This window comes from Paracoccus sp. 08, assembly GCF_024105395.1.
Classification (GTDB): Bacteria; Pseudomonadota; Alphaproteobacteria; order Rhodobacterales; family Rhodobacteraceae; genus Paracoccus; species Paracoccus marcusii.
This window is the reverse complement of sequence record NZ_WEKR01000019.1, coordinates 1-25650: the sequence shown is the minus strand read 5'-3', so window position 1 is coordinate 25650 and position 25650 is coordinate 1. Positions and strand designations below refer to the sequence as shown.

Annotated in this window: 26 protein-coding genes; 13 read left to right on the top strand and 13 right to left on the bottom strand. The window is 68.3% G+C overall.

What is annotated here, in order from left to right:
- Positions 1-11 precede the first annotated feature (11 nt).
- From pip to infB, 6 genes are all read left to right on the top strand, one after another.
- Entirely contained in the window at positions 12-1004 is a 993-nt protein-coding gene (gene pip / locus GBO37_RS08690) for a prolyl aminopeptidase (RefSeq protein WP_252928423.1), read from the top strand.
- On the top strand, positions 1001-1465 hold the full coding sequence (locus GBO37_RS08685; protein ID WP_256480375.1) for a TspO/MBR family protein: 465 nt from the start codon (positions 1001-1003) through the stop codon (positions 1463-1465). The genes pip and GBO37_RS08685 overlap by 4 nt, the downstream gene beginning before the upstream one ends.
- A 130-nt stretch (positions 1466-1595) precedes the next feature.
- Positions 1596-2228, top strand: coding sequence for a ribosome maturation factor RimP (rimP, locus tag GBO37_RS08680; RefSeq protein WP_045999958.1), 633 nt, complete (start codon positions 1596-1598; stop codon positions 2226-2228).
- 3 nt (positions 2229-2231) lie between these two features.
- Positions 2232-3857, top strand: a complete 1626-nt coding sequence (gene nusA, locus GBO37_RS08675; RefSeq protein WP_045981735.1) for a transcription termination factor NusA — start codon at positions 2232-2234, stop codon at positions 3855-3857.
- A gap of 22 nt (positions 3858-3879) precedes the next feature.
- The gene (locus tag GBO37_RS08670; RefSeq protein ID WP_045981736.1) at positions 3880-4503 is read left to right on the top strand and encodes an RNA-binding protein; all 624 of its coding nucleotides are present in this window, start codon (positions 3880-3882) and stop codon (positions 4501-4503) included.
- An 8-nt stretch (positions 4504-4511) separates the two neighbouring features.
- Positions 4512-7067: a translation initiation factor IF-2 gene (gene infB / locus GBO37_RS08665; protein ID WP_148911454.1), complete on the top strand. Its 2556-nt coding sequence runs from the start codon at positions 4512-4514 to the stop codon at positions 7065-7067.
- Between the two features lie 162 nt (positions 7068-7229).
- On the opposite strand, the gene GBO37_RS21450 is transcribed toward infB, so the two are convergent.
- From GBO37_RS21450 to GBO37_RS08650, 4 genes are all read right to left on the bottom strand, one after another.
- Positions 7230-7358, bottom strand: a complete 129-nt coding sequence (locus tag GBO37_RS21450; RefSeq protein ID WP_256480371.1) for a hypothetical protein — start codon at positions 7356-7358, stop codon at positions 7230-7232.
- Between the two features lie 121 nt (positions 7359-7479).
- Positions 7480-7878: a (deoxy)nucleoside triphosphate pyrophosphohydrolase gene (locus GBO37_RS08660; protein ID WP_127897813.1), complete on the bottom strand. Its 399-nt coding sequence runs from the start codon at positions 7876-7878 to the stop codon at positions 7480-7482.
- On the bottom strand, positions 7875-9119 hold the full coding sequence (gene argJ / locus GBO37_RS08655; protein WP_252928421.1) for a bifunctional glutamate N-acetyltransferase/amino-acid acetyltransferase ArgJ: 1245 nt from the start codon (positions 9117-9119) through the stop codon (positions 7875-7877). Before argJ ends, GBO37_RS08660 begins: the two co-directional genes overlap by 4 nt.
- Positions 9119-9955, bottom strand: a complete 837-nt coding sequence (locus tag GBO37_RS08650) for a peptidylprolyl isomerase (protein WP_252928419.1) — start codon at positions 9953-9955, stop codon at positions 9119-9121. The genes argJ and GBO37_RS08650 overlap by 1 nt, the downstream gene beginning before the upstream one ends.
- 203 nt (positions 9956-10158) lie before the next feature.
- On the opposite strand from GBO37_RS08650, the gene secA reads away from it, so the two are divergent.
- Positions 10159-12870, top strand: coding sequence for a preprotein translocase subunit SecA (gene secA / locus GBO37_RS08645; protein ID WP_252928417.1), 2712 nt, complete (start codon positions 10159-10161; stop codon positions 12868-12870).
- Positions 12871-12972: 102 nt separating this feature from the next.
- Here the strand turns inward: secA and fmt are convergent, their stop codons facing one another.
- Positions 12973-13866 carry a methionyl-tRNA formyltransferase gene (gene fmt, locus GBO37_RS08640; RefSeq protein WP_252928415.1) on the bottom strand — a complete coding sequence of 298 codons (894 nt, stop codon included), beginning with the start codon at positions 13864-13866 and terminating at the stop codon, positions 12973-12975.
- A 905-nt stretch (positions 13867-14771) separates the two neighbouring features.
- On the opposite strand from fmt, the gene GBO37_RS08635 reads away from it, so the two are divergent.
- A complete protein-coding gene (locus tag GBO37_RS08635) occupies positions 14772-15023 on the top strand; it encodes an FCD domain-containing protein (RefSeq protein WP_252928413.1) in 252 nt (83 codons plus the stop codon).
- Positions 15024-15071: 48 nt separating this feature from the next.
- On the opposite strand, the gene GBO37_RS08630 is transcribed toward GBO37_RS08635, so the two are convergent.
- The 4 genes from GBO37_RS08630 to def (GBO37_RS08615) form a co-directional block, all read right to left on the bottom strand.
- Positions 15072-15809 (bottom strand): calcium-binding protein, encoded by a 738-nt coding sequence (locus GBO37_RS08630; protein WP_252928411.1) that lies wholly within the window; start codon positions 15807-15809, stop codon positions 15072-15074.
- Positions 15810-15953: 144 nt separating this feature from the next.
- A complete protein-coding gene (gene def / locus GBO37_RS08625) occupies positions 15954-16454 on the bottom strand; it encodes a peptide deformylase (protein WP_139599542.1) in 501 nt (166 codons plus the stop codon).
- A gap of 2 nt (positions 16455-16456) precedes the next feature.
- Positions 16457-16972, bottom strand: coding sequence for a peptide deformylase (gene def, locus GBO37_RS08620; RefSeq protein WP_252928409.1), 516 nt, complete (start codon positions 16970-16972; stop codon positions 16457-16459).
- On the bottom strand, positions 16965-17486 hold the full coding sequence (gene def, locus GBO37_RS08615) for a peptide deformylase (RefSeq protein ID WP_217844929.1): 522 nt from the start codon (positions 17484-17486) through the stop codon (positions 16965-16967). The genes def (GBO37_RS08620) and def (GBO37_RS08615) overlap by 8 nt, the downstream gene beginning before the upstream one ends.
- A gap of 78 nt (positions 17487-17564) precedes the next feature.
- On the opposite strand from def (GBO37_RS08615), the gene GBO37_RS08610 reads away from it, so the two are divergent.
- From GBO37_RS08610 to GBO37_RS08600, 3 genes are all read left to right on the top strand, one after another.
- Entirely contained in the window at positions 17565-18749 is a 1185-nt protein-coding gene (locus GBO37_RS08610) for a MalY/PatB family protein (RefSeq protein ID WP_252928407.1), read from the top strand.
- A 107-nt stretch (positions 18750-18856) separates the two neighbouring features.
- A complete protein-coding gene (locus GBO37_RS08605) occupies positions 18857-19819 on the top strand; it encodes an acetyl-CoA carboxylase carboxyltransferase subunit alpha (protein ID WP_045982486.1) in 963 nt (320 codons plus the stop codon).
- Positions 19820-20176: 357 nt separating this feature from the next.
- Positions 20177-20407: a hypothetical protein gene (locus tag GBO37_RS08600; protein ID WP_045999942.1), complete on the top strand. Its 231-nt coding sequence runs from the start codon at positions 20177-20179 to the stop codon at positions 20405-20407.
- On the opposite strand, the gene GBO37_RS08595 is transcribed toward GBO37_RS08600, so the two are convergent.
- The 3 genes from GBO37_RS08595 to GBO37_RS08585 are packed head-to-tail and all read right to left on the bottom strand — an operon-like array spanning position 20392 to position 22786.
- Positions 20392-21204: a 1-acyl-sn-glycerol-3-phosphate acyltransferase gene (locus GBO37_RS08595; protein ID WP_252928405.1), complete on the bottom strand. Its 813-nt coding sequence runs from the start codon at positions 21202-21204 to the stop codon at positions 20392-20394. The genes GBO37_RS08600 and GBO37_RS08595 overlap by 16 nt on opposite strands.
- Complete coding sequence (locus GBO37_RS08590) at positions 21201-22112, bottom strand: ABC transporter permease (protein ID WP_045982483.1); 912 nt, start codon at positions 22110-22112, stop codon at positions 21201-21203. The genes GBO37_RS08595 and GBO37_RS08590 overlap by 4 nt, the downstream gene beginning before the upstream one ends.
- Positions 22112-22786, bottom strand: a complete 675-nt coding sequence (locus GBO37_RS08585) for a cell division ATP-binding protein FtsE (protein ID WP_252928404.1) — start codon at positions 22784-22786, stop codon at positions 22112-22114. Before GBO37_RS08585 ends, GBO37_RS08590 begins: the two co-directional genes overlap by 1 nt.
- Positions 22787-22899: 113 nt before the next feature.
- Between GBO37_RS08585 and GBO37_RS08580 the strand changes: the two genes are divergently transcribed.
- Both GBO37_RS08580 and GBO37_RS08575 read left to right on the top strand, forming a co-directional pair.
- Positions 22900-23244: a zinc-ribbon domain-containing protein gene (locus tag GBO37_RS08580; protein WP_252928403.1), complete on the top strand. Its 345-nt coding sequence runs from the start codon at positions 22900-22902 to the stop codon at positions 23242-23244.
- Between the two features lie 151 nt (positions 23245-23395).
- On the top strand, positions 23396-23620 hold the full coding sequence (locus tag GBO37_RS08575; protein ID WP_252928402.1) for a hypothetical protein: 225 nt from the start codon (positions 23396-23398) through the stop codon (positions 23618-23620).
- 4 nt (positions 23621-23624) lie between these two features.
- On the opposite strand, the gene GBO37_RS08570 is transcribed toward GBO37_RS08575, so the two are convergent.
- On the bottom strand, positions 23625-25650 hold a 2026-nt coding region (locus GBO37_RS08570), incomplete at its 5' end, for a DUF4175 domain-containing protein (protein WP_252928401.1).

The following is a 25650-nucleotide window of genomic DNA, read 5'->3' as shown; positions in this document are numbered from 1 at the left end:
ATAGTGGCAGGATGGACCGATTGGCAGGACAAATCTCCGCGTCACATGGCCGCCTTCACCCGGCGGTCGAACCCTTTGCCCGCCACGAGATCGACGTGGGCGAGGGCCACATCCTGTACGCCGAGGAATGCGGCAACCCGCAGGGCCGGCCCGTTCTGGTGCTGCATGGCGGGCCAGGCGGTGGGTGCAGCCCCTATATGCGGCGCTTTTTCGACCCGGCGCATTACCGCGTGGTGCTGTTCGATCAGCGCGGTTGCGGGCGGTCGCGGCCCACCGCGTCGGTGCGGGCCAACACCACCGCGCATCTGATCGACGACATCGCCCTGATCCGCGCGCGCCTTGGCATCGACCGCTGGCTGCTGTTCGGCGGCAGCTGGGGGGCGACGCTGGCCTTGGCCTATGCGCAGGCGCATCCGGACCATGTCACCGGGCTGGTGCTGCGCGGGGTGTTCCTGGGGATGCGGTCCGAACTGGACTGGTTCTATGGCGGGGGCGCCGCGCGGTTCTTTCCCGACCTGTGGGAGCGCTTCCAGGAGCCGATCCCCGAATCCGAACGCCAAGACATGATCGGCGCCTATCACCGGCGGCTGTTCGACGACGATCTGGGCCGTCAGGCGCGATTCGCGCAGCCCTGGCTGATGTGGGAAAACGCGCTGGCGGGGCTGCAGTCGCAGGCCGCGGGCCATGCCCCCGCCGATTACGCCCGCGCCTTTGCCCGGCTGGAGAATCACTATTTCAGCAACAGCTGCTTCCTGGACGAGGGGCAGCTGCTGCGCGACCGCGGGCGGATCGAACACCTGCCCGCGATCATCGTCCAGGGCCGCTATGACATGGTCTGCCCGCCCGTCAGCGCGCACCGGCTGGCCCAGGGGTGGGACCGGGCCGAACTGCGTCTGGTCCCGGCATCGGGCCACGCCCTCTCCGAACCCCGCATCACCGCAGAGCTGGCCGCCATCATGGACGGCATCCGCGACGAGGACCGCAGCCGGAGGGCGCCCCGTTGATCCTGTTCCCGGTCTTCCTGCTGGCCAGCGTCGCCGCCGCCGCGACCGGCGTCATCTTCAAGCCCGGTGCGTGGCATGACGGGCTGCGCAAGCCCGGCTTCACCCCGCCGAAATGGGCCTTTCCCGTGGCCTGGACGATCATCTACCTGCTGTCGGCCGCGGCCGCGACGCGGGTGGCGGGCCTGCCCGGCGCGGGGGCCGCGCTGGCCCTGTGGGCGGCGCAGATCGCACTGAACACGCTGTGGACGCCGGTCTTCTTCGGGGCGCGGCGGATGGCCCTGGGCATGGCGATCATCGCCACGTTGCTGGTGACGGTCGCGGCCATGACGGTGACCTTCTGGTCGCTGGACCGGATCGCGGGGGCGATGCTGCTGCCCTATCTGGCCTGGCTTGGCGTCGCGTCGGGACTGAACTGGCGCATCTGGCGCGACAACCCTGCCGTGCCGGGACCCGCCGCCTAAGATCGCTTGCATTCGGGCCCGTCTCCGGCTATAGGACCGATCAACAGCGGTGCAGGCGTCCAAACCCTGCCCACCGGAACTTCCGCATGGGGCCCGCTGACGGCCCCTTTTTCCTGTCCAAGAGGATCTGATGTCCGACGATCTGCCCGTCACGAACGACCTGATCGCCAAGACCGCGATCGACCGCCGCCTGGCCGAGATCATCACCCCGGTGATCGAGGATCTGGGATACGAGCTGGTGCGCGTCCGCCTGCAGGGCGGCAAGACCGCCACGCTGCAGATCATGGCCGACCGCCCCGAGGGCGGCATCAACGTGGACGACTGCGCCCAGATCTCGACCGCGGTCAGCGCCACGCTGGATGTCGAGGACCCGATCGAGGACAACTATCACCTCGAGGTGTCCAGCCCCGGCATCGACCGTCCCCTGACCCGCCTGAAGGACTTTGGGACATTCGAGGGCTATGAGGCGCGGCTGGACCTGAACCAGGCGATCGACGGGCGCAAGAAGTTCAAGGGTGTCCTGGCGGGCGTCGAGGGCACCGAGGTGCTGATCAACATCGAGGACAAGGGCCAGACCCACACGATCGGGCTGGACTTCGACCTGCTGTCGGATGCCAAGCTGGTCCTGACGGACGAGCTGATCAAGGAAATGCTGCGTCAGAAGAAGGAAGCCGGGGTCGAGATCGACAACCTGGACGAAACCGCCTTCGACGAGATCGAAACCGATGATGACGGCGCGACCGCCGTGCAACCCAAGGAGTGAGTGATGGCCATCACCTCTGCCAACCAGCTTGAACTGCTGCAGACGGCCGAAGCCGTCGCCCGCGAGAAGATGATCGAGCCCGAGCTGGTCATCGAAGCGATGGAAGACAGCCTGGCCCGCGCCGCCAAGTCCCGCTACGGCGCGGAGATGGACATCCGCGTCAAGATCGACCGCCGCACCGGCAACGCGACCTTCACGCGCGTGCGCACGGTCGTGGCCGACGATGCCGTCGAGAACTATCAGGCCGAACTGACGGTCGAGCAGGCCAAGCCCTATCTGGATAACCCCCAGATCGGCGACGAGATCATCGACCAGGTCCCCCCGGTCGAACTGGGCCGCATCGCCGCGCAATCCGCCAAGCAGGTGATCCTGCAGCGCGTCCGCGAGGCCGAGCGCGACCGCCAGTACGAGGAATTCAAGGACCGCGCCGGCAGCATCATCAACGGTGTCGTCAAGCGCGAGGAATACGGCAACATCATCGTCGACGTCGGCCGCGGAGAAGCGATCCTGCGCCGCAACGAGAAGATCGGCCGCGAAAGCTATCGTCCGAACGACCGCATCCGCGCCTATATCAAGGACGTGCGCCGCGAGACGCGCGGGCCGCAGATCTTCCTGTCGCGCACCGACCCGCAGTTCATGGCCGAACTGTTCAAGATGGAAGTCCCCGAGATCTATGACGGCGTGATCGAGATCAAGGCCGTCGCCCGCGACCCCGGTTCGCGCGCCAAGATCGCCGTGATCAGCCATGACGGCAGCATCGACCCGGTCGGCGCCTGCGTCGGCATGCGCGGCAGCCGCGTGCAGGCCGTCGTCGGCGAACTGCAGGGCGAGAAGATCGACATCATCCCTTGGAACGAGGACCAGGCGACCTTCCTGGTCAACGCGCTGCAGCCCGCCGAGGTCAGCAAGGTCGTCTTCGACGAGGAGGCCAACAAGATCGAGGTCGTCGTCCCCGACGAGCAGCTGTCGCTGGCCATCGGCCGTCGCGGCCAGAACGTGCGCCTGGCCAGCCAGCTGACCGGCCTGGATATCGACATCCTGACCGACGAGGAGGAATCCAAGCGTCGTCAGGCAGAGTTCAACACCCGCACCGCGCTGTTCATGGAGCAGCTGGACCTGGACGAGTTCTTCGCCCAACTGCTGGTGGCCGAAGGGTTCACCAACCTGGAGGAGGTCGCCTATGTCGACCAGGACGAGCTGCTGACGATCGACGGGGTCGACGAAGGCACCGCAGCCGAGCTGCAGGCCCGCGCCCGCGACGTGCTGGAGGCCAAGAACAAGGCCGCCCTGGACGCCGCGCGTGCCCTGGGCGCCGAGGACAGCCTCATTGAATTCGAGGGTCTGACACCCCAGATGGTAGAGGCGCTGGCCAAGGACGACGTCAAGACGCTGGAAGATTTCGCGACCTGCGCCGACTGGGAGCTGGCCGGTGGCTGGACCACCGTCAACGGTGCCCGCGTCAAGGACGAAGGCCTGCTGGAACCCTATGGCGTGACGCTGGAAGATGCGCAGACCATGGTCATGACCGCGCGCGTGATGCTGGGCTGGGTCGATCCGACCGAGCTGGACGACACGGATGCGGAAGACGACCTGCAGGACGATGACGACAACGAGGAGGCCGGGGCCTGATCGCCCCGGATCGGAGCACAGATTGAGCCGTGGTGGACATGACAAGGACCGGGACGACGACCCGGAACGCCGGTGCATCGCCACCGGCGAGGTGCAACCCAAGCGGGGCCTGATCCGTTTCGTGATCGGCCCTGACGGGCAGGTCGTGCCCGACCTGGCGGAAAAGCTGCCCGGTCGCGGCATCTGGGTCGCCGCCGACAAGGCGGCCCTGAACAAGGCGGTGACCAAGGGATTGTTCTCTCGTGCCGCCAAGGCTCCGGTTCAGGCGGCCCCAGACCTGGCCGATCTGGTCGAGGCGGGCATCGCCCGCCGGCTGGTCGAACTGGTGTCGCTGACGCGGAAATCGGGCCGCGCGGTGGCGGGGTTCGAAAAGGTCAAGGGCTGGCTGGCCGAAGGTCGCGCCAAGGTGCTGCTTCAGGCCAGCGACGGGTCGGACCGCGGCAAGGGCAAGCTGTGGACGCCCACCGGCGGACGCTGGTTCGGCTGCCTGACCGCATCAGAATTGGGTTTGTCCTTTGGGCGCAGTCATGTCATACACGGCGCGCTTGCGAAGGGTGGCCTGACGGACAAGGTGATCTTGGAAGCCGGCAGACTAACGGGTCTGCGCGGGCATGACGACGGCAATACGGCTGTCGGGAAGGAATGAAGACGCAGATGAGCGACAAAGACGGAAAAACCCCCTTGGGCCTTGGTGGCGGTAATCGCCCCGGCGCAGTCAAGCAAAGCTTCAGCCACGGTCGCACCAAAAGCGTCGTCGTCGAAACCAAGCGCAAGCGCGTCGTGGTGCCCAAGGCAGCCGCGCCGATGACGGATGCGCAGAAAGAAAAGAACCCGCTGACCGCCCGCGTGGCCGGCGACAGCTCCAAGCGCCCCGCAGGCATCTCCGATGCCGAGATGGAACGCCGCCTGAAGGCCCTTGCCGCCGCCAAGGCACGCGAGGCCGATGACGCCGCCAAGCGCCTGGCCGACGAGAAGGCCCGGGAGGAGGAGCGCGAGCGCCGCCGCGCCGAGATCGAGGCCAAGGCCCGCGAGGAGCGCGAGCGCGAGGAGGCCCTCAAGGCCAAAGCCCTGGCCGAGGCCCAAGCCGCGCAGGATGCCGCCGACGAGGCCCGCCGCAAGGCAGAGCCGCGCCAAGAGCGTCCCAAGCCTTCGGCCGGTGCGACCAAGCCCGCCGCCCCCGATCAGGCCGCGATCGAGGCTGCCGCCTCGCGCGCCGAGACCAAGGGCGTCACGACCGGCGTGGCCCGCAAGACCGACCGCGTCGAGCGCACGGACCGCGACAAGACCGCCAAGGCCAAGACCACCGACGACAACCGTCGCGGCGGCAAGCTGTCGCTGAACCAGGCGCTGAACGGCGAAGGCGGCCGCCAGCGCAGCATGGCCGCGATGAAGCGCAAGCAGGAACGCACGCGCCAGAAGGCGATGGGCCAGTCCGCCCGTCCCGAAAAGCAGTTCCGCGAAGTCCGCCTGCCCGAGACCATCGTGGTCCAGGAGCTGGCCAACCGCATGACCGAACGCGCCGCCGATGTGGTCAAGGCGCTGATGAAGATGGGCATGATGGTCACCGCCAACCAGCCCATCGACGCCGATACAGCCGAGCTGGTGATCGAGGAATTCGGCCACAAGGTCCTGCGCGTCAGCGACAGCGATGTGGAGCAGGTCATCGCCCCGACGGTCGATCGTGACGAGGACATGCAGCCTCGCCCGCCGATCATCACGATCATGGGCCATGTCGACCACGGCAAGACCTCGCTGCTGGACGCGATCCGCAAGGCCTCCGTCGTTTCGGGCGAAGCCGGCGGCATCACGCAGCATATCGGCGCCTATCAGGTGACGACCGACAGTGGCGCCGTCCTGTCCTTCCTGGACACGCCGGGCCACGCGGCCTTTACCTCGATGCGTGCCCGGGGCGCGAACGTCACGGATATCGTGGTGCTGGTGGTCGCGGCGGATGATGCCGTGATGCCCCAGACCGTCGAGGCCATCAACCACGCCAAGGCCGCCAACGTGCCGATGATCGTGGCGATCAACAAGATCGACAAGCACGAGGCCGACCCGCAGAAGGTCCGCACCGACCTGCTGCAGCACGAGGTGGTCGTCGAGGCCATGTCGGGCGACGTGCAGGATGTCGAGGTCTCGGCCAAGACCGGCCTGGGCCTGGACAACCTGCTGGAGGCCATCGCGCTTCAGGCCGAACTGCTGGAGCTGCGCGCCAACCCGAACCGTGCCGCACAGGGCGCGGTCATCGAGGCGCAGCTGGATGTCGGACGCGGCCCCGTGGCCACCGTCCTGGTCCAGCACGGCACCCTGCGCCGCGGCGACATCTTCGTCGTGGGCGAGCAGTGGGGCAAGGTCCGCGCCCTGATCAACGACAAGGGCGACCGCGTCGAGGAAGCCGGCCCGTCCGTCCCGGTCGAAGTCCTAGGCCTGAACGGCACCCCCGAAGCCGGAGACGTGCTGAACGTGGTCGAGACCGAGGCCCAGGCCCGCGAGATCGCCGAGTTCCGCGCCCAGCAGACCAAGGACAAGCGCGCCGCAGCCGGTGCCGCGACCACGCTGGAGCAGATGATGGCCAAGGCCAAGGCGGACGTGAACGTGTCCGAACTGGCGGTCGTCCTCAAGGCCGACGTGCAGGGTTCGGCCGAGGCCATCGTGCAGGCCCTGGAAAAGGTCGGCAACGACGAGGTCCGCGTCCGCGTGCTGCATTACGGCGTGGGTGCGATCACCGAATCCGACATCGGCCTGGCCGAGGCGTCGGGCGCTCCGGTCATCGGCTTCAACGTCCGGGCCAACGCTCCGGCACGCAACGCCGCGAACCAGAAGGGTGTCGAGATCCGCTACTACTCGATCATCTACAACCTGCTGGACGACATCAAGGCCGCCGCTTCGGGCATGCTGTCCAACGAGATTCGCGAGAACTTCATCGGTTACGCGACCATCAAGGAAGTGTTCCGAGTCACGGGTGTCGGCAACGTCGCCGGCTGTCTGGTGACCGAGGGCGTGGCCCGTCGTTCGGCCGGCGTGCGCCTGCTGCGCGACAACGTGGTGATCCACGAAGGCACGCTGAAGACGCTCAAGCGCTTCAAGGACGAGGTCAAGGAAGTGCAGTCCGGTCAGGAATGCGGCATGGCCTTCGAGAACTATGACGACATCCGCCCCGGCGATGTCATCGAGATCTTCGAACGCGAAGAGGTCGAACGCTCGCTGTAAGCGACTGTCTGCGACATGCGAAAGCCGGGCGATCCGATCGCCCGGCTTTTTGCGTTCCGGGTTCCGGCAGGATGGAACGGAAAAGGGAGTGACCCTTTCGGATCACCCCCTTGGTGTTCATGCGGTTCCCTTGGCGCCACGCTCCCCCATGCGCCGGAACGGTCAGTGGCCGACCGGCTTGCCCTCGAAGGTGCGGTCGCCGACGCGGACCAGGATGTTCCCATCCGCGGTCGAGCCCTCGAAAAGACCCTGGATCGAGATGTAGCTGCCGACGGAAATAGTGCGAATCATGTCAAGCCTCCTCTGTGCCCTAAACAAAGTTAGTCATGAAATGGTTAAAAAATCGTTCGCAACTTGATCATCTACGACTTTTTTCAGCAACAATGCAATCGGATCACTCAAATTTGCGACACTATAGCCACATCTGCAGGGCCGGGATGAGGGGAATGTCTGCCGCAGGCATGGGGTAATCGCGCAAATCGCGTGCCCGGACCCAAGCCAGCTGCTGCCCTTCGCGCGGCTGGACGATTCCCTGCCAGCGGCGGCAGGCGAACAGCGGCATCAGCAGGTGGAACGTGTCATAGGCGTGGCTGGCAAAGGTCAGCGGCGCCAGGCAGCTGTTCCAGGTCTGGATGCCCAGCTCCTCCTCCAGCTCGCGGATCAGGGCGGCCTCGGGGGTCTCTCCGGGTTCGACCTTACCGCCGGGGAATTCCCACAGGCCCGCCATGGACTTGCCCGGCGGGCGCTGTGCCAGAAGCACCCGCCCGTCGGGATCGATCAGTGCCACCGCAGACACCAGGACGGTCTTCACGACCGGTAATCCGCGTTGATGTCGATATAGCCGTGCGTCAGATCGCAGGTCCAGACCGTCCGCGCCGCGTCACCCAATCCCAGATCGACGGCGATCCGCAGGTCCTGGTTGCGCATGTAGGCGCTGGCGGCGGCTTCGTCATAGTCGGGATCGCGCCAGCCGTCGCGGGCCACGACCATGTCCCCGAACGCGATGCGCAGGCGGTCACGGTCGGCGCGCGCGCCCGACTTGCCCACCGCGGCCACGATGCGGCCCCAGTTGGCGTCCTGTCCGGCGATGGCGGTCTTGACCAGCGGCGAATTGGCGATGGCCATGGCCACGCAATGCGCGTCGGCCGCATCCGCGGCGCCCGTCACGGCGATCTCGACGAACTTGGTGGCGCCCTCGCCGTCGCGGACGACCTGATGGGCCAGATCGCGCATGACGCCGTGCAGCGCGGTTACGAAGTCGCGCCCCGCATCGCTGTCCAGATCGGTGATGGGTGCGCCCGCCCCCTGCCCTGTCGCGGCCAGGATCAGCGCGTCGGACGTGGACGTGTCACTGTCCACGGTGATCGCGTTGAAGGTCGCGTCCAGCCCGGAGGACAGCGCCTGCTGCAGCACGGCTGCAGGCACCGTGGCATCGGTGAACAGATAAACCAGCATCGTCGCCATGTCGGGCGCGATCATCCCAGAACCCTTGGCGATGCCCGCGATGCGGGTGCCGTCCGCCAGGGTAGCGGACGCGCCCTTGGGGAAGGTGTCGGTGGTCATGATCGCACGCGCCGCATCCGCGACCCCGCCCGCATCCAGATCACGTGCCAGATCGCCCACGATGGCCACGATCCGCTCGTGCGGCAGCGGCTCTCCGATCACGCCGGTCGACGAGGTGAAGACCCGCCCCTGCGGCAGGTCAAGGGCACCCGCCACGGCCGCGCAGACGGCGTCGACCGACTGCTGGCCGCGCGCGCCGGTGAAGGCATTGGCGTTGCCGGAATTGATCAGGATCGCCGCGCCGTCGGGCGCATCGCCCCCCTGCGCCAGCTTGGCCTGGTTGTCCAGGATGCAGGCGGCGCGCGTGGACGACCGGGTGAAGGCCCCGGCCACCGTGCTGCCCGGCGCGATGCGGATCAGCGTGACGTCGCTGCGGCCCTGGTACTTGATCCCGGCGGCGGCGCTGGCGAAATCGACGCCCGCGATCACCGGCAGGTCAGGAAACCGCGCAGGTGCCAGAGGAGAGACGGGCAGACCCGCCTTTCCCATCACTCGGCCTCCAGCAGGTCGGTGGCGTTCAGCTGGGCGGGGTCCAGACCTTCGGTCTTCTTGACGTCGGCGGCGGTCACCAGGCTCTGGATCTGGGCCTCGACCTTCTCGCGCAGGACCATCTGGCTGATCTGGTCACGGACCTCGGCCAGCGGGGGCGCCTCGCGCAGGCGGGTCTCGTTCAGCTTGATGACGTGCCAGCCGAATTCGGTCTCGACCGGGTCGCTGACCTGGCCCGGCTCCAGCGCGGCGACGGCCTCGGCAAAGGGCGGCACCATCTGGTCAGCGGCGAACCAGCCCAGATCACCCTTGTTGGGACCGGACGGCCCGGTCGAGTTCGCCTCGGCCACGGTGCCGAAATCGGCGCCGCCATCGACCTCGGCCTTCAGTTCGGCGGCCTTCTCCTGGCTGTCGACCAGGATATGGGCGGCGTTGTATTCCGTCACGCTGCCCGCATCGGCGAACAGGCGGTCATAGCTGGCCTGCAGCTCTTCCTCGGTGGGCTCGGCCTGGGCGATCTGGCTGACCGCGGCCGAGGCCAGGGTGTTGCGGCGCTGCAGCTCCAGCTGGGCGCGCACGCCGGCGGTGTCCTCGGCGGATTCGGCCACGGCGGTCTGGCGGATCAGCTGGTCCAGCATCACGTCCCACAGCGCCTGGTCGGGCATCTCGGCCATGGCAGGGTCTTGGATCGACTGCTTCATGACGATCATCTGGCCCAGGGTGATCTCCTGGCCGTTCACGGTGGCGACCACTTGGTCGGCATCGGCGTCCTGCGCCACGGCGGGGGCGGAAAGGGCGGCAAGCACGGCTGCGGCCAGCAAAGTCGATCGGGTCATGAGGATGGGTCCTTTCACGGCGCGCACCCCGCGGGGGCCGGGCCAACATTGACAGTCAGGTGGGCTGCGCCTACATCCAAACCAACTCCGTGGAAGGCGCCGCCGCCGCGTTCGTTCAACGCCCCTGATACGGCAATGCGACCGGCGCGGGCAAGTGGGCCGCAGGTGACGTCCCTTCCCGACAACGTGATGGCGAAGGTAACATGATCGGTAATCTGGCGAAGATGGTCTTTGGCACGCCCAATGACCGCAAGGTCAAGGGCACGCGCGCGCTGGTCGCCCGCATCAACGCCCTTGAGGACAGCTTCAAGGCATTGTCCGATCACGGGCTGATCGACAAGACCGCCGAATTCAAGGCCCGCGTGGCGGGCGGCGAATCGCTGGACGACATCCTGCCCGAGGCGTTCGCCAACTGCCGCGAGGGTGCGCGCCGCGCGCTTGGCCTGCGGGCCTTCGACGTGCAGCTGATGGGCGGGATCTTCCTGCATCAGGGCAACATCGCCGAGATGAAGACCGGCGAGGGCAAGACCCTGGTCGCCACCTTTCCTGCCTATCTGAACGCGCTGTCGGGCAAGGGCGTCCATGTCGTCACCGTCAACGACTATCTGGCGAAACGCGATGCCGAATGGATGTCCAAGGTCTATGCCCAGCTGGGCATGTCCTGCGGCGTGGTCGTGCCGTTCCAGCCCGAGGGCGAAAAGCGCGACGCCTATGCCTGCGACGTGACCTATGCCACCAACAACGAGCTGGGCTTCGACTATCTGCGCGACAACATGAAGGGCAGCGTGGCCGAGATGGTCCAGCGCGGTCACAACTTCGCCATCGTCGACGAGGTCGACAGCATCCTGATCGACGAGGCGCGCACGCCGCTGATCATCAGCGGCCCCAGCCAGGACCGGTCCGAGCTGTACCGCATCCTGGATGCCTATGTGCCCCTGCTGACCGACGAGCATTACAAGCTGGACGAGAAGTCCCGCAATGCGACCTTCACCGAGGACGGCAACGAGTTCCTGGAGACGCGTCTGCAGGCCGACGGCGTCCTGCCCGAGGGGCAGACCCTCTATGATCCGGAATCGACCACCATCGTCCACCATGCCAGCCAGGCCCTGCGCGCGCACAAGCTGTTCCTGAGGGACCAGCACTACATGGTGCGCGACGGCGAGGTGATGCTGATCGACGAGTTCACCGGTCGGATGATGAAGGGCCGCCGCCTGTCGGACGGCCTGCACCAAGCGATCGAGGCCAAGGAAGGCGTCGAGATCCAGCCCGAGAATGTGACCCTCGCCTCGGTCACCTTCCAGAACTATTTCCGCCTGTACCAGCGCCTGGCGGGCATGACCGGCACGGCATCGACCGAGGCCGAGGAATTCGCCGAGATCTACAAGCTGGGCGTGGTCGAGGTTCCGACCAATCGCGGCATCGCGCGGATCGACGACCATGACCGCGTGTATCGCACCGCGACCGAGAAGAACGCCGCCGTCGTCGAGGCGATCAAGGAGGCCCATGCCAAGGGCCAGCCGATCCTGGTCGGCACCACCAGCATCGAGAAGTCCGAGCTGCTGTCCGAGATGCTGAAGAAGGACGGCGTGCCCCACAACGTCCTGAACGCCCGCCAGCACGAGGCCGAGGCGCAGATCGTGGCCGATGCCGGCAAGCTGGGCGCGGTGACGATCGCCACCAACATGGCCGGTCGCGGCACCGACATCCAGCTGGGCGGCAATGTCGAGATGAAGGTGATGGAGGCCCTGAAGGCCGATCCGGACGCCCATCCCGACGAGCTGCGCGCCCGGATCGAGGCCGAGCATGCCGGAGAGAAGGACAAGGTGCTGGCGGCGGGCGGGCTGTTCGTGCTGGGCACCGAACGCCACGAAAGCCGGCGGATCGACAACCAGCTGCGCGGCCGTTCGGGCCGCCAGGGTGATCCCGGACGGTCGCTGTTCTTCCTGTCGCTGGACGACGACCTGATGCGGATCTTCGGCTCCGAGCGTCTGGACAAGGTCCTGTCGACGCTTGGCATGAAGGAGGGAGAGGCGATCATCCACCCTTGGGTGAACAAGTCGCTGGAACGCGCACAGGCCAAGGTCGAGGGTCGCAACTTCGACATCCGCAAGCAGCTGCTGAAGTTCGACGACGTGATGAACGACCAGCGCAAGGCGATCTTCGGCCAGCGCCGCGAGATCATGGACAGCGAGGAGGTCGGAGAGATCACCGCCGACATGCGGCACCAGGTGATCGAGGACCTGATCGACGAGCACATGCCGCCCCGCAGCTATCCCGAGCAATGGGACACCGAGGGGCTGAAGAAATCGGTCCGCGAGCGGCTGAACCTGAACCTGCCGGTCGCGGATTGGGCGGCCGAGGACGGCGTGGACCATGACGTGATGCGCAAACGCATCACCGAGGCCAGCGACGCCTATATGGCGGACAAGGCTGCGGCCTTCGGCCCCGAGACCATGGTGCAGATCGAGAAGCAGGTCCTGTTGCAGCAGATCGACCAGAAATGGCGCGAGCACCTGATGACGCTGGATCACCTGCGTTCGGTCGTGGGCTTCCGCGGCTATGCGCAGCGCGATCCGTTGGCGGAATACAAGACCGAGGGTTTCCAGCTGTTCGAGACGCTGCTGGACGGCCTGCGCTTTGACGTGACGCAGCGGCTGGCGCAGATTCGTCCCCTGACGCAGGCCGAGCGCGACGAGATGGCGGCCCAGATGGCCCGCCAGCAGCAGCAGGTCCAGGAGGAGGCATCGGCAGAACCGGAGGCGGCAGCGCCCGCGCCCACCGCGCCCGAGGCTCCTTCCGCGCCGCGCCCGGGCTTTGACGAGGCCGATCCGTCGACCTGGGGGATGCCTGCGCGCAACGATCCGTGCCCTTGCGGATCGGGCAAGAAGTTCAAGCACTGTCACGGCGCGATCTGAGCATCACGCGGGGCGCCGTTTGCGTCCCGCGATGGCGGTCGCGTCCGCCGGGTGGGGGCAAGCCCCCACCGCGTCCGGGCGCGACGGGCCGCTGATGCGGCCCTAGCCCAACCGGGGGGGCAGCGCCCAACCGCGCAGCAGGTCGGCAGGGGTCATCGGCCGCTTGCCCGCACGTTGTGCCAGTGTGATGCGCACCGCCCCGGAGCCGCAGACGATGGTGAAATCGGGCAGGACCGTTCCGGGGTCGCCCTGTCCCGGGACGACGGTGCTGGCCAGCAGCTTCACGCGTTCGTCCCCGATCATGCACCACGCCCCCGGAAAGGGCGACAGACCGCGGATCTGGCGGTCCACCTGTTCGGCAGGCAGGGTCCAGTCGATACGCGCCTCGGTCTTGTCGATCTTGGCGGCGTAGGTCACGCCATCCTGCGCCTGAGGCACGGCGGGCAGCGGCAGGCGGTCCAGCACGTCGCAGATCAGGTCCGCCCCCATCGCCGACAGCCGGTCGTGCAGGCTGGCCGTGGTGTCATCCGCGGCGATGAGCGTGCGGGTCAGGGCCAGCACCGGGCCGGTGTCCAGCCCGGCCTCCATCTGCATGATCGCGACGCCGGTTTCCGCATCCCCCGCCAGGATCGCGCGGTGGATGGGCGCCGCCCCCCGCCAGCGAGGCAGGATCGAGGCATGGATGTTCAGGCAGCCAAGGCGCGGCGCATCCAGCACCGGCTGCGGCAGGATCAGGCCATAGGCCACGACCACCGCCACATCCGCGTCCAGCGCGGCGAAGTCAGCCTGGTCCTGGGGTTCGCGCAGGCGGGCCGGGGTGCGGACCGGGACCCCCAGGTCCTGCGCCGCCAAGGCCACCGGAGAGGGGCGCGGCTTTTGCCCCCGCCCGGCCGCGCGGGGCGGTTGGGAATAGACCGCCACCACGTCGTGGCGCACGGCGATGGCCCGCAGGGCGGGGACCGAGAAGTCGGGCGTTCCCATGAAGATCACGCGCATCGGGCAGGCCTCCGGTTGGTGCCTGCCCTCAATGCCCGCGTGGCGGACGGGCTTCAAGCCCCGGAGGCAAGCCCCCAATCGGTGACGGCGTCCTGCATCCGGCGCAGCCGGAGGAGCGTCGAGCCTTCGTCCAGTGCCACGTCGCCACACAGGATCGGTTGCCCTGCCGCCACGTCGCGGCGCAGCGTCCGCCCGGTAATAGGGCACCGGCGTATCGTCCGCGACCGCCCGCTGTCGTCATGCGGCCCGAAACATGGGCAATGCTGTGATGATGCCCCTCGGCCCGCAGTCTTTCGTTGAGTGCGTCGTGATAAAGCACGCTTGCCTGAGCGTAAAAACTCAGAGGCGTGATGACGCCCAGTCGGCCAAGCCGATTCCGAGACCGACATAGATCACAAACACCGTATACTGGCCCGACCTGCCACCCACGTCTGAAGACCACCTTGCCTTGAGCATGCGCATGAGCGTTGCATGGCGCCGAGCGGGACTAGAACGACGCTGGCGGCAAGTATGGTGCAGTACTCTACCAGCGCGGCCGTAGCAGAATTCTCTGAGCGACCCGTGATGTTGGTCATCGCCTGGTCTTTTTTAGCTAGGATGCGCCGGATTTAGCCGCGGTTCTCTGCGCAGAGTTTACAGGGCTCTGCCGCCGCAGTACTCGATCAGGAAGGGGCCGGAATTGCCCAGGCCCCGCGCGGTATTGATCGCCGTTAGTCAGTTTATCGCCCCCTATCATAGCGACAGGATGGGACCGGGTGCCATTCGACGGGTCGAGCGGCCATACGGTAGTCGTTCTCAATGTGCTACTAGCCCGCGCAAGGCACGCAAGGCGCGCTTATGTTGTCCCAAGCCTCCACAGTCCGCTGCAAATAGATCAAACTGTCGATTTTCAGCCGCGCCGAAGGGTGATCCACGTCGGTGAAGAAGGCTATCGCACCGGGGGCAGTAACAAAAGAGGCGGCAAGCAAACGCAGCTGAAGCGCGTTCGCTTCATCGGGCACGAAGGAGCGGAAAAATGGGCTAGCGCGGTCGCCGAGCACGAACGGATGATCGCGGCGCTGGAGGCGCGGGATGCGGACGGACTGTCGGACATCCTGGGCCGCCACCTGACCCTGGCGTGGGAGCGGGTGCGCGACGACCTGCCTGCGCAGACATGAAAAAACCCCGCGCAGGGCGAACCTGCGCGGGGGGACCGTCAAAAGATCTTACCAAGAAAAGTCGTCGCTGCTCATCTGGTTCAGACGGAAATCCTCGATGACCAGCTGGTTGGGGCCGAAATTCAGCACGACGTCGGACCCGCTCTGCACGGCGGCGCCGCGGATCTGGGCATAGCTGTCGACATTGGCCAGAGCGCGCAGGTCGATGTCGTCGTCGCCGTTCTCGAAGTCGGTGATCCGGTCGCGCCCGCCGTTGAAGACGAACACGTCCGCCCCCTCGCCGCCGGTCATCGTGTCGTTGCCCAGCCCGCCGTTCAGCGTGTCGTTGCCCTCTCCGGCGATCAGGCGGTCGGCGCCGAAGCCCGCGATCATCCGGTCGTCGCCCTCGCCCGCGGTCAGGATGTCGTTGCCCGCCCCCGACGCCATGCGGTCGTTCCCATCACCGCCGTCCAGCGTGTCGCGCCCGGCGCCGGCGTACAGGACGTCGTCGCCATCGCCGCCCCAGACGCGGTTGTTGCCGTGGCCGGCGGCGACGATGTCATTGCCCTCGCCCGCGGCGATCACGTCGCTGCCCGCGCCCGCCCAGATGCGATCGTTCCCCGAGCCGCCGGACACGCGGTTCGCGCCCTCGCTGGCCCAGATGCGGTCGTTGCCCTCGCCTCCGTCGATCGTGTCGTTGCCACGAAAGCCGTAGAGCGCGTCGTCGCCCGACCGTCCATAGATCAGGTCGGCCACGTTGGTGCCGGTCAGGCGGTTGTCGTCGTCATTCCCGAACAGTCGTGCCATGGGGTGCATCCTTCTGAAAATCCCGGCGCCGCGGCGATCTTGCAACGGGGCGCGACGCCGGTCCCCGCTGCACGGACGGCCTTTCGGGCCGTTCGACAGCAGAACGACACGACGGGTCGTTCTATTCCATAACGACGAAAAAAATCAGCGGCGGTGCAGCTTGGCCGACCGCGCGACCAGCATCTTGCGGCGCAGGGGGGTCAGGTGATCGACATACATCCGCCCGGCCAGGTGGTCGATCTGGTGCTGGACGCTGGTGGCCCACAGGCCGACGAAATCGCGGTCCTCCTCGACGCCGTCCTGGTTGAGGAACCGCACCGTGACCGCCCGGGGGCGGCTGATCGGGGCCGAGACGCCGGGCAGGTTGGGGCTGGCCTCCTCGTGCTCGCGCAGCTTGACGCTGGCATGCAGGATCCGGGGGTTGGCCATGCGGACCGCCTGTCCGCGCGGCCCCGAGGCATCGACGACGGCCAGCGCCATCATGATGCCGATCTGGGGCGCGGCCAGGCCCACGCCGGGCATCGCCTCCATGGTGTCGACCATGTCGTCCCAGATCATGCGGACGGATTCGGTGATCTCTGCCACCGGCGCGGCGGCGCGGTGCAGGCGGGGGTCGGCATAGGGCAGGAACGCGCGCGCGGCCATGGTCAGTCCTTCACGATCAACAGGCCGTCCAGGTGATCGACCTCGTGCTGGGCGATGCGGGCGGCGGGACCCTGCATGTCGCGCACCTGATAGCGGCCGTCCAGATCATACCAGCCGATTCCGATGGCGGCAGGCCGCGTGACGTCGACGGGGCGGCCGGGGATGGACAGGCACCCTTCGGTCGCGGTCTCGGTCTGCGGCGACCGGACCAGGATCTCGGGGTCGATCAGGACCAGGGGGGCGGGCGCGCCGTCCTTCCAGCCGGCATCCATGACGAAGATCCGGCGCAGCACGCCGATCTGCGGGGCGGCCAGGCCGCGGCCCTGGGCGTGATACATGGTGGCCAGCATGTCGGCGGCCAGCACGCGCAGTTCGGGGCCGGTCATGTAGCCGGCGGGTTCCGCGCGCAGGCGCAGGCGCGGGTCCGGCCACAGGACGATGTCGCGCAGGGTGCCGCGGCCAAGATCCCCCGGCAGGTCGGGGCGCATCCAGTCGCTGGCACCCGTGCGATCAGGCACGGGCCAGGTCCCGCTTCAGCTTGACCATCTTGCGGGTGATCATCTGCCGCTTGATGGCGGAGAGGTGATCGATGAACAGCACGCCGTCCAGGTGATCCAGCTCGTGCTGGGCGCAGGTGGCCCACAACTCGTCGAACTCGCGTTCGTGGGTCTTGCCGTCCAGCCCCAGCCAGCGCATGCGGATCTGCGCGGGCCGCGTGACCTCTCCGTACTGGTCGGGGATGGACAGGCAGCCCTCCTCATAGGTGTTGGGCGTGTCCGACGCCCAGGTCACCTCGGGGTTGACCAGCACCAGGGGCGCGCGCGGCGCCTCGGGGTCGCGGTTGGCATCCATGGTGAAGACGCGCAGGCCCACGCCGATCTGCGGCGCGGCCAGGCCGATGCCGGGCGCCTCGTACATGGTGGCCAGCATGTCCGCGGCCAATGTCTCGATCTCGGGCGTGATGCGGGCCACGGGTTGGGCCACCTTCTTCAGGCGCGGATCGGGATGGATCAGGATGGGTCTCACACTCATGGCAAGGGATTTAGGGCAAGCCTTCACCATAAGCAACAACCCCGCTAGGCTAGGGTGACGCAGCCCGCAGGAGCCCCCATGACCCAACCCGATTTCGACCGCATCATCGACCGCCGCGGCACGCATTGCAGCAAGTGGGACGACATGCAGGCCGCATACGGCGTGGGCGCCGATGACGGCCTGGCCATGTGGGTGGCCGACATGGATTTCGCGCCCCCCGCGGCGGTCCAGGCGGCGGTCGACCGCGCCGCGGCGCATGGCGTCTATGGCTATCCCGGCGCGAACCCGCCCTATCTGGCGGCGATCGGCTGGTGGATGGCGCATCGCCACGGCTGGCAGATCCGGCCCGAATGGGTGCTGACCTGCGCGGGACTGGTCAACGCGGTCGCGATGGCGCTGAACGCCTATACGCGGCCCGGCGACGGGGTGGTCGTGATGGCGCCGGTCTATCACGCTTTCGGCCGGGTGATCCGCGCCGCCGGCCGCGACTTGGTCGAGTTGCCCCTGGCGATGACCGACGGCCAGTATGCCCTGGACTGGGACGCGTGGGAAAAGATGCTGACCGGGCGCGAACGGATGATGATCCTGTGTTCGCCGCACAATCCCGGCGGCCGCGTCTGGTCCGAAGCCGAACTGCGCCAGGTCGCCGATTTCTGCGACCGCCACGACCTGATCCTGATCTCGGACGACATCCATGCCGACCTGGTCCTGCCGGGCGGCCCACGTCACCGGATGATGGCGACCGTGGCACCCGACATCCTGCCGCGCTTGGTGACGCTGACCGCCGCCACCAAGACCTTCAACATCGCGGGCGCTCATATCGGCAACGCGATCATCCCCGACCCCGACCTGCGGGCGCGGTTCCAGGGCGCGCTGGCCGCCGCGGGGATCTCTCCGGCGATGCTGGGCCAGGACATGGTTGCGGCCGCCTATTCGCCCGAGGGCGCGGCCTGGGTCGATGCGCTGGTCGATTACCTGGACGGCAACCGGCGGATCTTTGATCAGGCGGTGAACGCGATTCCCGGTCTGCGGTCGATGCCCCTGCAGGCGACCTATCTGTCCTGGGTCGATTTCCGCGACACCGGCATGACCGACGCGGAAATCACCCGTCGCATCCAGGACGACGCCCGGATCGCGGCCAATCACGGCGCGACCTTCGGGCTGGGCGGCGACGGGTTCATGCGCTTCAACATCGCGACGCCGCGGGCGCGGATGATCGAGGCGGCGGACCGGCTGCGCGCGGCCTTCGCCGACCTGCAGTGACGCGGGCGCGGCGCCCGGCCCCGCGGGTGCCGGCCGCCGCGCCCGCGTTGCAACCCGTCCCGCACCGACCTATATAGCGCCAAACCCGAACCCCAAAGGCATGCCGCATGGTCTATCTGGATTTCGAAAAACCGCTCGCCGACATCGAGGGCAAGGCCGAGGAACTTCGCGCCATGGCCCGCAAGGGCGACGGCACCCTCGACGTCGAGAAGGAGGCCGCGGCGCTGGACCGCAAGTCGTCGGATTTGCTGCGCGACCTCTATAAGACCCTGGACCCCTGGCGGAAGACGCAGGTCGCCCGCCATCCCGACCGCCCGCATTGCAGCGACTATATCCAGGCGCTGTTCACCGAATACACGCCTCTGGCGGGCGACCGCGCCTTTGGCGACGACCATGCGGTGATGGGCGGCCTGGCGCGTTTCAACGACGCGCCCTGCGTGGTGATCGGCCATGAGAAGGGCAACGACACCAAGTCGCGCATCCACCACAATTTCGGCATGGCCCGCCCCGAGGGATACCGCAAGGCGATCCGCCTGATGGATATGGCGCACCGTTTCGGCCTGCCCGTGATCACGCTGGTGGACACGCCGGGCGCCTATCCCGGCAAGGGCGCCGAAGAACGGGGACAAAGCGAGGCGATCGCCCGCTGCACCATGAAATGCCTTGAGATCGGCGTGCCGCTGGTCAGCGTCATCATCGGCGAAGGCGGGTCAGGCGGAGCCGTGGCCTTTGCCACCGCGAACCGCATCGCCATGCTGGAGCATTCGATCTACTCGGTCATCTCTCCGGAAGGCTGCGCGTCGATCCTGTGGAAGGACGCCGAAAAGATGCGCGACGCGGCCGAGGCGCTGCGCCTGACCGCGCAGGACCTGAAGAAGCTGGCCGTGATCGACCGCATCATCGCCGAACCCCTGGGCGGGGCGCAGCGCGCACCCGATGAGGCCATCGCCGCCGTAGGTGCCGAGATCACCGCGATGCTGGCCGAGATGTCGGACATGAAACCCGACCAGCTGATCAAGGACCGCCGCGCCAAGTTCCTGGCGATGGGCTCCAAGGGGCTTGCGGCCTGACGCACACGATACTGTGACCGACCTGCAACAGCCGTCCCGTCTTGGGGCGGCTGTCGCGTTTTGCCGTCTTGCGCGAAATGCAAGGCTGGGCCAGCCTGCACTCCTGCCCGCAACGCATGCGCGAAAGGAGGGGCTCATGACATCATATGCCAATGCCCCCGCCCTGACCCGCACCGGTTCGATGCGTCCCTTGTCGTCGCGACAAGGCGCCTGACCGCCGCAAGGCAGACCCCGCTGACATCATGACCTGACACGACCGCGATCCGCGGGCCTGTCCGCATGGCGTCATCCCTTCCCTGAACCCCATCGACCGCACAAGGCACCGCCCTGTCCGGTCCCCCTATCCGGAGACTGACGATGATTGCCGATCTTCATCCGCAAAGCGCCCGCCTGCGTCCCGCGATGCACCGCCTGATCGCCCGACACGGCGCGACTGCGGTCTTATGGGCCGCGATCCGCGCGGCGCTGCTGCCACGGCGCAGGCGGCCGCGGCCGCCCGATCCGTACCTGATGTCCCCGCACATGCGGCGCGACATCGGGCTGCCGCCACAGGGGCCACATGTCCCGCGCTACTACGACCTGAGGTGAGAGCGGTTCCGGGCGGCGTCATCGGCGTCGCCCGGTTCCGGCAGGACTAGCCCGGCCTCGGCCATCAGGCGGTCGGAATGGGTCTCGATCTCGGCCCGCAGGCGGGGCAGGAAACCCTCCGCCGGGATGGCGGGATCGATGGGCGGCAGGAACTCGACCACCGCGCGTCCGGGGCGGATGCCCCACCCGCTGCGCGGCCAGAACATGCCCGTGTTCACCGCGACGGGCACGACCGGCAGGCCGGTCCCCTCACGGATCGTGACCACGCCCTGCTTGTAGGGCTTGCGCTGGCCCGGCAGGGTGCGCGTGCCCTCGGGATAGATGATCAGCTGCCCCAGCCCTTCAGCCGACAGGCGCTGGTTGATGGTGCTGCTGATCGCGGCCATTGCGTCGCGCCCGCGCGACCGGTCGATGGGGATGCAGCCGGTCTTCCACGCGTACCAGCCCATGACCGGGACGCGCATCACCTCGCGCTTCATGATGAAGGCGCGGCGGGGAACGGCATGGGCGATGACCATGATGTCCCAGAACGACTGGTGCTTGGCCGCGACGATGCAGTCGTGGGTCGGCGGCGTGCCGCGGATCTCGCAGGTCAGGCGCAGGTGGATGCGCGCGGCCCAGACCATGTAGGCGATCCAGCGCGTGGCGATGCGGTTAGCGCCTGCCCGCCCGTGGCGCAGCGCAGGCAGGCCGAACAGGCCGATGATCAACGTGGCGCAGGCGACATGGACATAGAACAGCACGTTCTGGACGTACTGCCAGGGGGTCAGCGCGCCGGGACGCGCCCTGTCGGTCATCGCACGGCCTCCAGCATCTTCAGCGCCGCCCACCGCGTGGCGACGAAGCCCACCCCCGCCGCGATCAGCGGGATGGTCAGCGGCATCAGCCAGTCCGCGCCCTGAAAGCCCAGCCCGGTCAGGAACCCGCCCGCGGCGCTGGCATCGGGCAGGATGGCGATCGCGCCCATGCCCAGCACGGTGCCGACGGCGGACCCCATCGCGGCGCGCCGGGTGAACCGGCGCACGAAGGCCGTGGCGATGGTCAGGTCGCGCGCGCCGATCAGGCGCAGGACGCGGATCACCTGGACGTTCGCGGCCAGCGCGGCCTTGGCCGCCAGCGTGATCATCGCGGCCGAGGCGGCCCCGATCAGCATCAGCGACACGATGCCCAGCATCCGCAGCCGGTTCGCGGCCGAGACCAGCGGCCGGCGCCATTCGGTGTGATCGTCCAGCACCGCGCCCGGCACCTCGGCCTCAAGGCGCAGGCGCAGGCCCTCGGCATCGAACTCGCCCTCGACGGGCAGGTCGATCAGGGCGGGCACGGGCAGCGCGTCCACCGGCATGTCCGGCCCGAACCACGGCTCCAGCAGCTGGGCCAGTTCGTCCTCGGGCAACAGCCGCGGGGTGCCCGCGCCCGGCGTGGTCTGCAGGATCGACAGCGCCGATTGCACCAGCGCGTCCTGTTCCGCCACCGGCGCGCTGACGCGGACCGTCACGCTGCCGGCAAGTTCGGAGGACCAGCGGTCGGCCAGCCGCCCCGTCGCCAGCGCCAGCGCCAGCGCGAACACCGCCAGGAACGCCATGGCGCCTGCGGAAAACAGCGTCAGCTGCGCCGTGAACCCGGTCGGCGGCACGATGCGGTCGCCGGCGCCGTCCTTGTCACCCGTCAGGCCCTGCCACAGGCTTCCGATATTCAGCCGTCCCATCAGAGATCCGCCCCCGCCAGATGCAGGCTGCCGCCGGTGATCCGCAGGACGCGCGCCGTCACCTGCGCCTTGGTGGCGCGGATCAGGTTCAGGTCATGGGTCGCCACCAGGACGGTCTTGCCCGACTTGTTCAGCTCGATCAGCAATTGCATCAGACGCATGGACATGTCCCAGTCCAGGTTGCCCGTGGGTTCATCCGCCAGCACCAGGTCCGGCGACAGGATCACCGCGCGGGCCAGCGCGGCCCGCTGGCGTTCGCCGCCCGACAGCGACGGCGGCAGGGCGCGGGCGTGCTGGGACAGCTGGACCCAGCCCAGCAGATCGCGCAGCGCGTCCATGTCCACCTCCTCTCCAGCGATGGAGAGGGGCAGCGCGATGTTTTCTGCCAGGGGCAGATGGTCCAGGAACTGCGGGTCCTGGTGGACCACGCCCACGCGGCGGCGCAGATCGGCGATGCCGTCGCGCGACAGCCCGCGCATGTCCTGGCCAAAGGCCGTCATCTGGCCCGAACTGGACAGAAGATCCGCAAAGCACAGCCGCAGCAGCGTGGTCTTGCCCGATCCGGACGGTCCGGTCAGGAAATGGAACATGCCCGGCTGCAGGGTCAGCGTCATGCCCGACAACAGCTCGTCCTGGCCCTGATAGCCGAAGCCGACATCCCGCATCTCGATCAAGCGCCACCTCTTTTCCGCTGCGACCCGTCTGGTGCGGGCCCTTGGCGCCCGGCGCGACTTGGAAGCCGGACCTGCGCTTGATAGAACAGCCGCACGATGAATGCGAGGGTGGCATGGCTGAATTCAAGTTGATCTGTCCGGGTTGCCGCGCCGAATATGCGCTGCCCCCCGACGCCATTCCCCAGGGCGGCCGCGAGGTCGAATGCCCCGCCTGCGGCCATGTCTGGCAGGCCCATCCCCCGGCCGCCGGGGGACGGCTGGATCTGGGCCGCTTCTTCAGCAGGCGCCCCGACCAGGACGAGACGCCCCGACCCCTGCCGCCGGCCCGCGCGCGCCTGTCCCCGGACGTGCTGGACATGCTGAAAAGCGAGGTCGATCACGAACGCCGCCTGCGCGACGCCGAACAGCAGGACGACCCGCGCCCCGGCGCCGAGGAGATCGACTGGCCGTGGCCCTGACGCCCGTGACGCCCGTGACGCCCGTGACGCCCGTGACGCCCGTGACGCCCGTGACGCCCGTGACGCCCGTGACGCCCGTGACGCCCGTGAACCGGAACGGCGCCAGCCGGACCTGCGCCAGCCCGAATTGCGCCAGCAGGCCGAAACCACGGTGCATCGCCGTGCGACGGCCACGCCCATCCGGGTGATGCGACAGGGCCGCGGCTTCGGCGCGGGCATGACGATGGGCCTGCTGGCGGCTGCAGCGGTGCTGGCGGTCTATCTGCTGGCCCCGGTGGCCGAGACGCGCGGCTGGCCGTTGTCGGGGACGCTGGCTGCGGCGCGCGACGGGCTGGACGCACTGCGGCTATGGCTGGCGACCCGCGTCGGCGGCTGAGCCGTCAGAACCGGTCCAGCAACCGGTCCAGGTAATCGCGTTCGTCCTGCGGGCGGTCCGGCTGCCCGCTGCGGCGGCGGATCTCGTCCAGCAGGTCGCGGGCACGGCGTGCGGGGTCCAACCCCTCGGCCAGCGGATCGCCGTTGGTGATGACATTGCCGCCACCCATGCTCTCGCGGCCCAGGGGGTCCAACTGCCGCCGACCCTGATAAGGCTGCCCCTGGCTGCCCTGCGCCGACTGGCCGGGTTGCTGGCCGGGCTGCTGCCCCTCGCCGCCCTGCTGGCCCTCCTGCCCCTCCTGGGCCATCATGTCGCCCAGGGCGCGCATCCCCTCGCGCATGGATTGGATCGCATCGGCCTGGCGCTGCATCGCGCCGGCCATGTCGCCGTCTCGCAGGGCCTGTTCGGCTTCCTCCATCGCGCGCCCGGCCTCGTCCAGCTGGCGCCGCGCGGCGTCGCCCTCGGGTGACCCCTGCCCGGGCATCAACCCCTGCTGCTGGCCCAACTCCTCGCGCAGCGCGCGTTGGCGGTCGGCCATGCTGCCGCCGTCCTGGCCCTCGTCACCGGGCTGCTGGCCTTGGCCGAACTGGCGCTGCATGTCGCGGAACGCCTCGTCCGACAGCTCCTGCTGCTCGCGCAGCGTGTCGGCAAGGCGGTTCATCGGCTGGCTACCCTGCCGGCCCTCACCCTCGCCCTGCCCCTGGCTCTGCTGAACCTGCAGGTTCTCCATCATCCGGTTGAATTGGTCCAGCAGGGCCTCCGCCTCGGCCATGCGGCCCTCGTTCATCAGGCGCTGGATCTCGTCCATCATCTCCTGGATCTGGTCTGCGGTGATGGTCTGGCCCTGCTGGCCGCCCCGGTCGGGGCTGTCGGCCTGATCCTGCGGCTGGCTTTCCTGCGCCAGCATGTCGGTATAGGCGTCGGTCGCCTCGCGCAGCTCGTCCATCAGCCGCTGGACCTCGTCGGGGCTGGCCCCATTGCGGATCGCCTCTGACAGGCGCTCCTGCGCGGCGCGCATCCGTTCCAGCGCATCCGACAGACCGCCATCCTCCAACAGGATCGCGGCCTCCCATAGGGCCTCGGCCAGACGGTCGCGGGCTTCCGGGGTCAGGTCGTCCCCGTCCAGCAGCCGCACCGCCGCGCGCAGCTCGGCATACAGATCGTCCTCGACGAACCCCTCGGGCTGCCAGGTGACGGCGCGCAGGATCTCGGCGCTGCGCCCGGCATTCTGGCGCGACCACAGCAGGTCGCGGCGCAGCTCGATCAGGGTGGCCGCGAACGGATCGAAGAACCGCCGCCCCGGCAGGGGCAGCGCCATCGGGTCGGACTGGCCGGCCTGGTCGATCCCGTCCACCGCGCGCAGCGTGACGGTCACGGGCAGGTTGGCCCAAGGGTGGCGCGACAGGTCCTCGGCCAGCTGTCCCTGCACCGCGCGGCGGTCGCCCCGTGGCAGGGGCAGGTTCAGCGCCACCGGGTCGCGCGGCTCGGGCGCTACGGTCAGGCCAAAGCGGCGATCGACCGCGTCCAGGTCCAGCGCGATGACCGCCTGAGCCGAGATGACGCCGTGATCGTCCCCGGCCTGGTAATCCTGGATCATCCGCCCGTCGGCGCGGCGGGTGGGCGCGGCGCCCGCGCGGATCACCGGGACGGCATCGGGCTCTACGGTCACGGCGAAACGACGTCCCTGGACGTCGATGCTGCCAGAGCGGTCGGCCCGGAATGCCGGCGCCGTCGGATCGTCCGACGTGACGGGCCCGATGTCCTGGGTCACCTCTGCCCCCTGGGCATAGAGGCGAAAGCTGATCGTGCTGCCCTGGGGCAGGTCCAACACCTGCCCCTCGTCCAGCGCGTTCAGGTACAGGGTCGGGCGGCGGGTATAGGCGGGCGGTTCGGCCCAGCCCTCCCAGACTGGCCCCTGCGGCGGCGCGGCGCCCGGCTGCGGCGTGGCCATCGTGGCGGCCAGGGCGCGCAGCCCCAGGCCCATCTGGCCCGCCCCCCCGAAGATCAGCGCCATCACCAGCGCCACCAGC